Source organism: Paenibacillus lupini, from assembly GCF_011761355.1.
GTDB classification, from domain to species: domain Bacteria; phylum Bacillota; class Bacilli; order Paenibacillales; family Paenibacillaceae; genus Pristimantibacillus; species Pristimantibacillus lupini.
On the sequence record NZ_JAASRW010000006.1, the window covers coordinates 72,347 to 85,167 of the forward strand.

General features: G+C 47.0%; 11 protein-coding genes. 1 reads left to right on the top strand and 10 read right to left on the bottom strand.

What is annotated here, in order from left to right; translation table 11 throughout:
• From FHS17_RS19585 to FHS17_RS19630, 10 genes are all read right to left on the bottom strand, one after another.
• Positions 1-801, bottom strand: a complete 801-nt coding sequence (locus FHS17_RS19585) for a response regulator transcription factor (RefSeq protein ID WP_167280141.1) — start codon at positions 799-801, stop codon at positions 1-3.
• A gap of 129 nt (positions 802-930) precedes the next feature.
• Positions 931-2,619: an extracellular solute-binding protein gene (locus FHS17_RS19590; RefSeq protein WP_167280142.1), complete on the bottom strand. Its 1,689-nt coding sequence runs from the start codon at positions 2,617-2,619 to the stop codon at positions 931-933.
• Between the two features lie 94 nt (positions 2,620-2,713).
• Complete coding sequence (locus FHS17_RS19595; RefSeq protein ID WP_167280143.1) at positions 2,714-3,613, bottom strand: carbohydrate ABC transporter permease; 900 nt, start codon at positions 3,611-3,613, stop codon at positions 2,714-2,716.
• A gap of 34 nt (positions 3,614-3,647) precedes the next feature.
• Positions 3,648-4,601: an ABC transporter permease gene (locus FHS17_RS19600; RefSeq protein ID WP_167280551.1), complete on the bottom strand. Its 954-nt coding sequence runs from the start codon at positions 4,599-4,601 to the stop codon at positions 3,648-3,650.
• A gap of 299 nt (positions 4,602-4,900) precedes the next feature.
• On the bottom strand, positions 4,901-5,413 hold the full coding sequence (locus tag FHS17_RS19605; protein WP_167280552.1) for an adenine phosphoribosyltransferase: 513 nt from the start codon (positions 5,411-5,413) through the stop codon (positions 4,901-4,903).
• Between the two features lie 59 nt (positions 5,414-5,472).
• Positions 5,473-7,491, bottom strand: coding sequence for a single-stranded-DNA-specific exonuclease RecJ (recJ, locus tag FHS17_RS19610; RefSeq protein WP_167280144.1), 2,019 nt, complete (start codon positions 7,489-7,491; stop codon positions 5,473-5,475).
• Positions 7,492-7,515: 24 nt separating this feature from the next.
• Positions 7,516-8,403 (bottom strand): cation diffusion facilitator family transporter, encoded by an 888-nt coding sequence (locus FHS17_RS19615; RefSeq protein WP_167280145.1) that lies wholly within the window; start codon positions 8,401-8,403, stop codon positions 7,516-7,518.
• A 99-nt stretch (positions 8,404-8,502) separates the two neighbouring features.
• On the bottom strand, positions 8,503-9,423 hold the full coding sequence (secF, locus tag FHS17_RS19620; RefSeq protein ID WP_167280146.1) for a protein translocase subunit SecF: 921 nt from the start codon (positions 9,421-9,423) through the stop codon (positions 8,503-8,505).
• Positions 9,413-10,645, bottom strand: coding sequence for a protein translocase subunit SecD (secD, locus tag FHS17_RS19625; protein ID WP_167280147.1), 1,233 nt, complete (start codon positions 10,643-10,645; stop codon positions 9,413-9,415). The genes secF and secD overlap by 11 nt, the downstream gene beginning before the upstream one ends.
• A gap of 95 nt (positions 10,646-10,740) precedes the next feature.
• On the bottom strand, positions 10,741-10,980 hold the full coding sequence (locus FHS17_RS19630; RefSeq protein ID WP_167280148.1) for a post-transcriptional regulator: 240 nt from the start codon (positions 10,978-10,980) through the stop codon (positions 10,741-10,743).
• Between the two features lie 192 nt (positions 10,981-11,172).
• Here FHS17_RS19630 and spoVB point away from each other — a divergent pair, with 192 nt between their 5' ends.
• Positions 11,173-12,756 carry a stage V sporulation protein B gene (gene spoVB, locus FHS17_RS19635; protein WP_167280149.1) on the top strand — a complete coding sequence of 528 codons (1,584 nt, stop codon included), beginning with the start codon at positions 11,173-11,175 and terminating at the stop codon, positions 12,754-12,756.
• Positions 12,757-12,821 lie beyond the last annotated feature (65 nt).

Below are 12,821 nucleotides of genomic sequence, written 5' to 3' on the forward strand. Positions count from 1 at the left end.
TTAGTGATGTCTCCTGAACTCGATTGGTGTCATTCCGAAGGTCTCTTTGAACTGACGACTAAAATAAGGCATATACCGATAACCAACCTGGTCAGCTACCTCATAAATTTTCACCTTAGGATCTTTCAGCAACTCTCCCGCCTTCTCCATTCGCATCGCTATGACAAACTCACTAAAGCCTGAGCCCATCTCCTCTTTAAACATGGAGCCCAAATAATTCGGAGAAAAGGCGAAGCGATCAGCCACTTCCTTAAGCGTCAATGAACAACCCAAATGTTCCTTCATATAAACAATCATCTCTTGAATAAGCTTGGTATGCTTCTTGGTCTCAGATGGGACTGCTGTTTGAATTAATCGATGAGGTGTACGTTTTGCAGCTTCTTCCCGCCACTTTCTCTCTTCCTCCAGCTTTCGGCTCTCCGCATCCAATTCCTTCGTTACTTTCACTAGTGCTTCTACAAGTTCAGAATCATCCATTGGCTTAAGTACGTAGCTGTAAGCCCGAAGGGATAAGGCCTGCTTGACGTAATGGAAATCCTGATAGCCGCTCACGAAAATAACCCGAAGATCGCCGCAGCCTTCCGTTTCCTGCACTTTACGTGCAAGCTCAAGTCCTGACATGCTTGGCATATGTACATCCGTCACCAGTATATCTACTGTCCCATCCTTAAGTACCTCATAAGCATCAAACCCATTGTTTACAGCAGCTACAACTTCTAGACCTAGCTCCGTCCAAGGAATAAACATTCGCATGCCTTCCAGATCAAGTACCTCATCATCTGCAATTAACACCTTATACATGATGGCATCTTCTCCCGTTCAGCAGATTGGATAAGCCGGCTCCTCTTCCTTCATAGAAACGGCAGAGCCGCCCCTATAGAAGGGACGGCGACCGCTTGACCAAATTATACTCCAGAATTAGCCTGGTTGTTAATTGCCCTTCATGCTTTTTACATTTTCCTGCCATTTGGTTGTCTTGAATGCAAGAAGTTTATCATACCCGATCGCTTCCGCATCCTTTTGCGCTTTATCGAGGATAGAGAGAACTTCCTCATCGCTTTTCGCATACAAAGCTTTTGCTCTTGCTTCTTTGTAAAGCTCTTCGAAGCTTTGCGCTATAATTCCTTCTTCAGAATCTGGAGCTGGTGCAAGGTTAATATACTCGGTCGCGTTCTTTTGCGTTTTCCATGTAATGGAGTTTTGCCAGCGCGCTTCCCAAGATTGCTGCTCCTCAGGCAAGGTGAGCTCGAATTTCATTTTGGATGTATCAATAAAGACGGTATTGCCGTTCCATTGGAAGTTAACGGTTGCATCCATCATTTTCGTACGGCCTTCAACATCAGATGTGTATGCATCCGTGAAGATTGGCGATCCATCAGCGTCGGTACCTTTCCAGTAAATACCTTCAGGTCCCCAGAACAACGTGCGTGTACCTTCAGGTCCTGTCAAATAATCGAGGAATGCGAAAATTTTCTCTGGATCTTTCGCCGATTTCGTAATAACGCTGACGTTCCAGCCCAGCTGCGTATACGTTCCTGCCCAAATTTTGTTTTTATCCAGACCCGCCTTATGAACAGGCCAGATCATCATATAGCCAGAATCCGGATCCTTCTTCTTCAGCTCAGCATCGCCTACCGCACCGTATTCTGTTGGGCTTGCGCCTGCAAATACAGCAGTTGTACCGTTATAGGCCTGCTCTTTCACTTGATCCTTCGTTTGTGTGAGTGCATCAGGTGTCATCAGCTTCTCACGGAACAGCTTGCTCTCAAACTGCATCGACTCACGGAAAACAGGATCAAGGAAGATTGAAGTCAGCTTATCACCGCTAGGAACAGCACGGTTGCCTACATAAGCTGGCGAGTAATCTTCTCCGAAGGCACCATAGAGTACGTCAAGACCTTGCCCATCAATCGCCAGATCCGGGTTAAATGGCGTTACATTCGGATACTTCTCTTTAACCATCTTTAAGTAATTATAGAAATCATCGGTCGTTTCGATTGCAGGGGATCCAAGCTCTTTATAAATCTTTTTGTTGACGAGATAACCACCATTGCCGTTTGGCTGGGACGTATACCAGTTCGGGAACTGATAGATTTTGCCGTCCTTTGAACGAAGCATGTTGATGGCCTCTTCGCCTACCCACTTTTTGAAGTTCGGGTATTTATCGAGGTAATCGTCGAAAGGTACAAGCATACCCGCTTCACGCAGCTTCTCTACGTCTGCACCACGGTCCATCCAGATCACATCCGGAAGTTTGCCTGAAGCAATCATCGTGTTCAGCTTCTGAGCAGCATTGCCGCCAGATTGAACAGGAGTAATATCAACTTTCATATTATCCTTAATCCATTTGGTTGCTTCATCCCCGCCCCAAGCAGGCATCGAATACCAATCATAATGTCCATAGAAAGAGAAGTTAAGAGGCTCACTGCCTAGCTTAAAAACAGATGGTTCACTGCTTGCTGGCGCTTCGCTTGCCGCAGTTGTCTCGCTGTTTGTTGCAGCTGGTTCATTGGTTGCCTTATTCCCATTGCCCCCATTGTTCGAGCACCCTGTCAGAGCCATAACGCTGACCAACATAATTGCAAGTCCTGAATAAGCTGATTTTCTCCATCTACTCATCCTTCGTAAACCCCTCTCTCCCATAGCTTTAATTATGTTCAGCGGAAGCGAATTTGTCGACTAGCCTCTTCGCTTCGCGTTGAATACGGTTTGACTACTCCTTCAAAGAGCCCACCAAAACACCTTTTACAAAATACTTCTGCACAAACGGGTAGACGAGAATAATGGGTATCGTTGCGACCATCATTGTTGCCATCGAGAGAGATTTGCTCGTGATACTCTTCATCGAAGACAGCCGGCTTTGAGAAGCGGAATCCAGCTGCGAGAACTGTTCGGACATGATGTTGGAATTCAATATTTGCTGAAGCATCGTCTGAATCGGAATGAGCTTTTCTTTTGTAATATAAAGACTTGGGAAGAACCAGTCATTCCAATGCCCTACAGCCGTAAAGAGTGCAAGTGTAGCTATGACTGGTCCAGACAGCGGCAGAACAATTCGAAAGAAGGTCGTCCAATAACCGCAGCCGTCTATCTGTGCCGACTCTTCAAGCCCTTGGGGCAGCCCCATAAAGAATGTGCGGAAGATGATCATATTCCACACGCTGATTAACCCAGGAATAATAAAGACTAGGAAATTATCCATTAAGCCCAGCCCGCGGATAACGAGGAAGGTCGGAATAATGCCGCCGCTGAAGTAGAGCGTAATGATACAAGCGATCATATAAAACTTCCGGCCCATCAGCTCCTTCTTCGTCATGCCGTAAGCAAATATCGCTGTAAGCAGGATGGAAGCCACTGTGCCAACTACCGTCCGCATGACCGAGATATAGAAGCCATTTATGATGCGCTTGTCTTGGAATACGATTTCATAATTATCGAGGGTAAAAGCTCTTGGCCAGAAGGTCACACCGCCAAGCGCTGTATCCATTCCTTTGTTAAACGAGATAACGGCGGCATTCCAGAACGGGTAAAAGGAAAAAAATGCGATGAGCATAAGGCAGATATACACGGCTACTGATAGACTTTTATCGCTTATGCTGGTCTTAATCCTCATCGTTTAACGGCCTCCTTCCTGCATGATGTCCAAACTACCATAAGCTGTTCCCTGTTCTTCGTGCCAGCAGGTTCGCAAATGTAAGCAGACCTACACTTATAATTGCTTTAAACAGTCCGACCGCTGTCGCATAAGAGAAACGCTGCCCCGTTATACCCGTTCGGTATACGTAGGTATCAAGCACATCTGATACATCCCTAAGAACAGGATTCACACCTAATAAGAGCAGATCTTCGAAGCCTGCGCTAAGCAGGTTTCCGATAGCAAGGATCATAAAAATAATGACGACCGGCATGATGCTCGGAATCGTAATGACAAAGATTTGCTTGAACCGGCTTGCCCCGTCAATGGATGCGGCTTCGTACATACTTGGATCAATTCCGGCAATAGCGGCTAGATAAACGATGGAACTGAATCCAATCTCCTTCCACACGCCGGTTGTTACGATAATTGTCCAGAAATAATGAGGAATGGAAAGAAAGCTGATTGGTTCTTTGATAAGGTGAAGCGATTGCAGAAGCATATTCAGACTGCCGTTCTCCACCGCGAGGATCGACATCGCAAAGCCCGACACGATAACCCAGGACAAGAAATGCGGCAAATAACTAACGGTTTGTACAATCCGCTTAAAATACATATTTTTCACTTCATTCAGCATGAGTGCCAATACGACTGGTGCAGGAAAGCCAATAACAAGCTTCAGCACACTGATAATGATCGTATTGCGCATGACACGCTCAAACTCCGGTGCATGAAAGAACATTTCGAAATGCTTCCATCCGACCCAAGGGCTGTCCAGAAACCCCTTAAAGATGTTGTAATCTTGAAAAGCAGTAAGGACACCGTACATCGGTACGTAGCTGAATACAAAAATGAGCAGCAGTGCCGGAATGACCATAAGCTGCAAATCCCACTGCTTCAGGAACCGGCGAAGCTTGGATTTGGGCTTAATCACTTGCTGTTGTGGTTCGACTGCGGTTACGATCATCTCTGCCATTGGTGTTCCTTCCTTCCTAAAAGAATGGCTATTCACTTTCCAGCTTCTTGTCTTTATTGTAGAAGCTTGCCGAGTGCGATACTATTTGCCAGACCAACGAAAAATGATACATTTCAATTGAATGATGTTATTATTCATAACACCTTATTCCGATGTATACGGTTCCATTTTGGACATAAAAAAATGTATGCGATTCCAACTAACACGGCATGAAAGCTGTATGAAAACAAAAAAGGCCTTCCCTGATGGCAGAACCACCTGGGAAAGCCTTTCGAAATATCGATAAAAGGTTAGTACGTAACGAGTGAGAAGACCTCTACGCCTTCCAGCTTCTCACGGCCAGTAAGGTAGGACAGCTCAATCAGGAACGCTGCGCCAACGACTTCGCCGCCAAGCTGGCGAACAAGGTTCATCGAAGTAGCGATCGTTCCGCCTGTTGCAAGCAGGTCATCTGCAATGAGTACACGTTGACCTGGTGAGATCGCATCTTTATGCATAGCCAGACTGTCATTGCCATATTCCAGGTCATAGCTTGCCTGAATCGTCTCACCAGGCAGCTTGCCGCTTTTACGAATTGGTGCAAAACCTACGCCAAGTGCTGTAGCCAGTGGAGCGCCAATAACAAAGCCACGTGCTTCAGGACCTGCAATAATGTCGATTTGCAGATGCTCAATCGCTTTACGCATATCTTCGATTGCTGCGCGGTATACCGCACCGTCCTTCAGAAGTGTCGTAATATCCTTGAAACGGATGCCAGGCTGCGGGAAGTCTGGAATCACCCGGATGTAATCTTTAAAGTTAATGTCGCTCATTATTAATTCAATCCTTTCTCTACTTACCATATCAATTATGCCAATTCTTCTTATCCAACATACGGCATGCGCAGCCGTTCAGCTTCAAGCTTTGCTGCCTGGTATTTCTCCGATGTAGCGAGATCACGCTTCTCAGGCGTCTCGACCACAACAAGATGGGTTCCATCAATCTCGATAAACCCAAGCTCACGGAAAACTTCAATCATTACTTTAACGGTTTGTTCGTGCCATCCGCTTTGCTGCGATAATTGGGACTCAAGACCATTCATCGGCATGCGTCGCATCCGACGGAGCATTTGGTATACCTGTCCAAAATGCTCACGCTCAGGGAACCTCATCAATTCCCCGCCAAAATGTATATCATGAATTTGCAGCTGTGCTTTACGCTGGCCGTTCCACTCATTAATAGATAACTCACCGACCAGATTAACTGGAAGACCACTTCGCAGCTGCTCCGACAGCTCACCCATACCGAAACCAACGGCATCCAGCGCAGCCCGGCCCTTACGAAGTGACAGCTTCAGATGTCTGGATTCCTTGCCCATGGTCCTGTAATCCGCCAGTTCAGCAGATTGAAGCAGAAGCCTTGGTGAAGGGTTCCCAGCACCAAATGGCTCAAGCTGGGCAAGCTGGCTGATCGTATGAACGCTGGCATCCTCTACCGAGCAAATAAGATCAATCGCGGTTTTAGGAATCCAGTCCTGCTCTGTCAGCCATTCCATTGCAAGCTCTCCAAGCTTCTGCTCGAAAGCAGGCAGCTGATCCCGATGCAGACTCATGCCGGCAGCCGCTTGATGGCCGCCATAATGATCCAGCAACGAATCGCATTCGGTCAAGGCCGCATGAAGATCATAACCTTCAATTGACCTTGCTGAACCTTTGCACATTCCGCTCTCTGCATCAATCCCAAGAACAATAACCGGCTTATAATACCGTTCTAACATTTTTGAAGCAACGATCCCGATAACACCAACATTCCAGCCTTCTCCTGCCAACACAATAACGGCGGGCTCCGGCACTGACGATGCTTGTGCTGCTTCTCGTTTTCCCTGCCACTGCTGCTCCGCTTCCTTCACGATGCCTTCCACAATCCGCTGCCGTTCCTTGTTCAATACATCAAGGGAAGACGCCGAACGAATCGCTTCATCATAATCACCGGTCGTAAGCAGCTCTACAGCACGTTTCGCATGATCTAGACGGCCCGCCGCATTAATACGTGGTGCCATACCAAATGCAACCGTAGTGGACGTGACTTGATCAAGCTCGATCCCACAAGCTTCGGACAACGCCCGAAACCCTGTATTACTCGTATCCTGCAATTGCTGCAGACCTGCCCGGACAAGCACTCGATTCTCATCTGTAAGCGGCATGATGTCCGCAATGGTACCTAGACAGACAATATCCGTCCATTCCATTGGCGGACGCTCCATAAGCGCATGCGCCAATTTGAAAGCCACTCCTACACCTGCGAGTCCTTTGAAGGGATACGGACAATCCTCTTGCTTCGGATTCACTACCGCGACAGCATCCGGAAGCTGTTCTGGAGGTTCATGATGGTCAGTTACAACTACATCAATCCCAAGCTCCTTCGCATACTCGATCTGTTCATAAGCACTAATACCCGTATCCACCGTCACAATAAGACGGACACCGGCTGCTGCAGCCAAATCTATTGCACCACGGTTCATACCGTAGCCCTCTAAAGCACGATGCGGAATATAATAATCGAAATGATAGCCTAGCTCTCGAAAAACGTGAATCAGTAACGAAGTGCTGGACACCCCGTCGGCATCATAGTCGCCGTAGATTCGAATGAATTCCTTATTGTCCGAAGCTTGTTTAATGCGGGCAACAGCTTCCTTCATTCCTTTCAACAAATACGGATCATAGAGCTGATCGGCTCCTCCCCGCAGAAACGTCTCTGCCGCTTCCTTCTCTTTGTAGCCTCTCTGAACGAGCAGCTTGGCTACAAGAGGAGGAATATCCAGTTGATCCGACAGCAGCTTCGCCTGTTGATCATCATCTTTCCCCCAAGGCGCCAAATTCCAGCGTGTTTTTGCTTGTATCACGCCGAGCTCAACCCCTTTCCCATTCTATTGCAGAAGCGTTGGCATATGCTCCTGATTCGGGTCATGATTCGACTTATATGGATAACCAGGATCATAAGGCTCTACATGAATCGTGACATCTGTTACATGGCCGAATCGAGTTAGCAGCAGCTGCTTTACCCGCTTTGCAATGTCGTGGCCTTCCAAAACGGTGATTCTTGGATTTACGCTTATAACGATGTCTGCTACGACATAATGTCCTTGTTCCTTCGCCTGCAGCGACTCGACGGTAACTACACCTTCTACTCGCTGAACAAGCTGCATCAGCACTTCAGCATCTTCGCTTCGTGCATCTTCACTAGTATCTCTGCGCATAAAGCCTGTAATCGTCCGGTACCCATTAAGCATAACAATAACGGCTATGACAATAGCAGCGGCAGGATCCAAGTAATAAAGTGCTGGAAGAGAAGCTGCTTTACCAAGTAATGCTCCGCCTGAGCCAACAAGTGCAGCCAGCGAACAGTATAAGCTGGCCCCTCTCTCCTTGTTGGAGAAGAATAGCTCCCTCACAATTAAACAGCCCAGAACCGCGACAAGTGCACTCCAATGAGGCGGCTGATCTACACCTAACGAAATCGAACGAATTGCCGATATTCCGATTTCTAGACTTGTGATAAGAAAAAATACAGCTAGAAAAACATTTGTTAGTGCTTCCGTCCGAATTGTATTTGTCTTCTTGTGCCCGCTGTGCTTAGTGGATGACAAAGCAAAAGCGGCGGCACATTCTGCCGCCGTACGGAAGGCATCAGCGAGCAGCGACTTGCTGCCCGCTAATCCGCCTACTATGCCTTTAAACAACGCCAGCGCCGCAGTTCCCCATAAGCCCGCCTTGTCGGCCGGCTTTGCCTCCGCAAATCGTTGTTCAGTTGACATTTATGCCTCCAGCGTGGAATGGCCGCTGGCAATGGAATAAGCTGCAACGTCCATTCCACTTTCATTAATAATGGTTATCTCTTTTCAAATCTACTTGTCTTAGACTGCTTTTTTTGCTGCTTGCTTAGTAGATGGCTTCTGCTTGCTCTTCATAACCATCCACAGCGGGCTCGCAATACAGATCGACGAGTAAGCACCACTTGCCAGTCCGATCATTTTCGCGAGTGCGAACAGCTTGATCGACTCACTGCCGAAGATGAACAGACATACTGCGATAAGAAGTACAGCGAGTACCGTATAAACGTTACGCGCCATCGTCTGCCACAAGCTTTGGTTAACAAGATCGCCAATTTGATCTGGGCTCTTCGTTTTTGCGAAACGAAGATTTTCACGGATCCGGTCGAAGATAACGATCTTATCGTTAATCGAGTAACCAATCGTCGTCAGAACGGCCGCGATAAACGGCAGATCGACCTGCAGACGGAAGATCGAGAAGATGGTTACAACGACAAAAGCGTCATACAAGATCGCAATGTTAGCAGCTACTGCCATCCGCCATTCGAAGCGGATCATCACATACAGCATAATCGCCACACTCGCGATAATAACCGCATAGATTGCTTTAACACCAAGCTCCTGCGCCATATCCGGGGATACAACGTTTACTTCTGAAGATACTTTATCGCCATATTTCGCTTTAAATGCGTCTTCAACGGCTTGTACCTTTGTCTGATCGAGAACTTCATCGAACCGAGCAGACACGCGGTCGCCATTAGAGCCGCCAACAGTTGTTTTAATATCAGTATAGCCTTGTCCTGCAAGAATCTCCTTCGCTTCCACTTGGGTAATCTTCTTGCCTACAAGAATATCCATATTCGTGCCAGCTTTAAAGTCTACCCCAAAGTTCATATGGAAGATGCTCACCGACAGAATCCCGATCAACGTCAGGATCATAGAGAACGTGAAAAACTTCTTGCGGTGTTTAATGAAATCAAAACGAACCTTCGTATTATAGAGCACGAATTTCTGCCTCCTTCACGCCGTAGTAGCCAGGTTTAGTAAAGAGGTTACTGCGGATCAGCAAATGAATCAGCAGACGTGCCAAGAAGATGTTGGTCACGATACTTACGAGAATACTGAAGATCATCGTCAAGGCGAAGCCTCGAATTGCGCCATTACCGATATAATAAAGCACGGCACATGAGATGATATTCGTTACGTTCGCATCCATAATAGTACGGAACGAGTTTTTCGAGCCGGCTTTAAGGGAAGACAGCAGACTCTTGCCGCTTCGAATCTCTTCTTTGATCCGCTCGTACATAATGATATTGGCGTCAACCGCCATACCTATCCCCAGTACAAACGCTGCGATACCCGGCAGAGTAAGTGTTGCGTCCATCAGCTCAAATACGAGTACGAGCAGCCACGTGTAAGAAATAACTGTAATACCTGCTACTACACCTGGAATTCTGAACAGGATAATCAGGAACAGCAGTACAATAACAGTACCAATAATACCTGCGCCTACTGTATCTTCAAGCGATTTCTGGCCAAGCGTTGCACCAACACTTTGCGTATAGATCTCAGTGAGCTTCAAAGGAAGTGCACCAAGGTTAATGGTATCACGCAGGTTGTTCGCTTCATCAAGCGTATAATCGCCTGAGATTTGCGCTGAACCGCCGGTAATTGGATAGTTTACAGAAGGAGCAGACAGCAATTCGTCATCCAAATAAATAGATAAGGTTTTGCCAGTCAACTTCGTAGTTACATCTTCGAACTTTTTAGCATCTTTCAATTTGATGGTGATCATTGGTTTGCCCAGTTGGTCAAATTCCACTTTCGCGCCGTTTTGCACGAAATCATCACCTTGCAGCTCGATTGTGCCATCTGGTCCACGGAAGGTCAGATTGACCGGCTTCGAGAGCATCTCCCGAACCTCTTTGCTATCCGTTACTCCCGGAAGCTTTACGCGGATTCGGTTGCTGCCTTCACGAGTAATCTCAGGCTCGGTTGTACCTGTGGAGTCAATCCGCTGCTCCAAGCTATGCGCTGTTTCCTTGAGTGACTCTGGTGTTACCTGTTCGCCGCCTTCAAGCGGTGAAGCTTCGTATAATACCTCGAACCCACCTTTTAAGTCAAGACCGAGCCGGATGCCTTTGACCAGGTCCGGGCTCGTCCAAGCGATTGCGCCAAACATAATGACAACGACCGCAAGGAAGGCGGTTAATCTCTTCCAGTTCATACGTACATAGTCCCCCTTATGATCTCAATATTCCTATTATACTTAGGTTGTAGTTGCGTGTAAAACTTAAGCGCAAAAAAAAGAAACCCCTTCCATTAGAAATGGTTTCCCCGAAAAGCGCTAAGCGTCATAAAATTCATAAATTTTGTCACTTTTAATGACAAAATATCGTTTACGATTTGATGAAGCTCCGGCTGACCGGTCTTATTATATTTCTCGCTTACGCACTGCCAAACTTCATTTGCTGTTACATGTTCATATCCGATGAGATGAAATTCTTCCGCTTTGCTGTTGCATAGCTGCTCGATCACGTCGTTCAGATCCTCATCTCTCACGGCTGTCTCCTCCTTTTGGCACAACAAATCCTGCTCCTAGTTGACTATCCTCTAACCCTATTCGATATGTCCTTTCACTTTTCCTGCTGAATCTTTAGAATTGATAAATTTGGATGAGTCATATTGACTCATTATTCGGACATGCCGCGCATAAAGATGTACGGAAAGCAGTTGAAGAGATGAGGGCGACTAATGACGAAGCAAACTTTTATAAAAGGTGCGATGATCCTGCTGGCCGCCGGCATTATCAACCGGCTGCTCGGCTTTGTTCCGCGTATTGCGCTTCCGAGAATTATAGGCGCAGAAGGCGTCGGGTTATATCAGCTGAGCTATCCATTCCTGACAGTCATGCTGACGATTATTACAGGCGGTATACCGCTTGCGGTAGCCAAATGGACGGCCGAAGCGGAATCACGCGGGGACTCTGCGCGGGTCAAACAAATTTTCCGTACAGCTATGGGCTTAACAGTTGTACTAGCTGTCGTTATGACCGTTGCCCTCCTCGTATTCGCACCATGGATTACTTCTCATCTGCTGACCGATGCCAGGGTCTATCAAACATTTCTCATGATGACTCCGCTGCTGCTTATCATAAGCATCTCATCGGTATATCGGGGATATTTCCAAGGTAAGCAAAATATGATTCCATCGGCTACATCGCAAACGATCGAAACCATCATCCGGATCATTGGCTCGCTTGCCTTCGCCTCCATGCTCCTGCCGAAAGGACTAGCATGGGCTGCAGCCGGCGCTATGCTTGGTGTCGTTGTGGGGGAGGTTGGCGCTCTTATTGTCCTGCAATGGACTTATTCACGGGAACGCAAAAGAGAAAGACAATCCGAAGTAAACGCACCTGTTCATAATGAGAATAGTACGGCTCAAAAGGCCAAAGAAAAGAATCCGCCTGTCTTGCGACGCCTTCTTGACTTATCCATCCCGGTCACAGCCAGCCGAATGGTTGGTTCCTTATCTTATTTACTTGAATCGATATTAACAGCCCGGAGTCTTGCCTTTGCTGGCATTGCAACAGGAGTAGCTACAGCCCAATATGGCGCACTTCAAGGGATGATTATCCCCCTCTTGCTCCTGCCAACCGCATTAACTTATTCCTTAGCTTCTTCTCTTATCCCATCATTATCCGAGGCAGCGGCGAAAGGGGATAAAGCGGCGATTCACAAAAGAATGCATCAATCAATGCGAATGGCACTCGTTGCTGGTGCTCCATTTGTGGTTGTGATGTCGCTGTTCGCTGAACCAATCTGCCGTCTGCTCTATAACGATGCAGATATCGCTCCAATGCTGCAGCTAATGGCACCTGTTGGTTTATTCATCTATTTGCAAGCCCCGCTTCAAGCGGCTCTTCAAGCATTAAACAAGCCTGGAACAGCATTGATGAACACTTTTATCGGAGCTGTCTTCAAGCTGGTACTCATTATTATGCTCGCAACAAAGCCTGAGCTTGGTATATATGGTGCGCTCATTGCGATTAATGTGAATATTGTGCTCGTAACCGTCCTTCATGGTTTCAGCGTACTGCGCTTTATCGGCTTCCATATGCAATTCATGGATTTTGTCAAAGTGGGGGCGGCCATGGTCATCATGGGGGCAGTCGCCCGCTGGATGATGAACAGTCAGCCGTTAACGCTTGAATGGATTAACCTTATACTGGCGTGCATGATAAGCGTTGTCATCTATCTGCTTCTTATGATTTGGATGAAAATTATCGACCGTTACGACATTGCCCGTATTCCGCTCTTTGGTCAATGGTTCAAGTAATATAAAGTTTAAGTAAAAAAGCCGTGCTTCTGTTGCCGGAGCTAACCCCTGTTTTGGAGACAGGG

Bases quoted from the DNA above. Each gene is read 5' to 3' on its own strand.
- FHS17_RS19595 (WP_167280143.1), bottom strand. From the start codon at position 3,613: ATGAGGATTAAGACCAGCATAAGCGATAAAAGTCTATCAGTAGCCGTG.
- FHS17_RS19615 (WP_167280145.1), bottom strand. From the start codon at position 8,403: ATGTCAACTGAACAACGATTTGCGGAGGCAAAGCCGGCCGACAAGGCG.
- FHS17_RS19590 (WP_167280142.1), bottom strand. From the start codon at position 2,619: ATGAGTAGATGGAGAAAATCAGCTTATTCAGGACTTGCAATTATGTTG.
- FHS17_RS19585 (WP_167280141.1), bottom strand. From the start codon at position 801: ATGTATAAGGTGTTAATTGCAGATGATGAGGTACTTGATCTGGAAGGC.
- secD (WP_167280147.1), bottom strand. From the start codon at position 10,645: ATGAACTGGAAGAGATTAACCGCCTTCCTTGCGGTCGTTGTCATTATG.
- FHS17_RS19600 (WP_167280551.1), bottom strand. From the start codon at position 4,601: ATGATCGTAACCGCAGTCGAACCACAACAGCAAGTGATTAAGCCCAAA.
- spoVB (WP_167280149.1), top strand. From the start codon at position 11,173: ATGACGAAGCAAACTTTTATAAAAGGTGCGATGATCCTGCTGGCCGCC.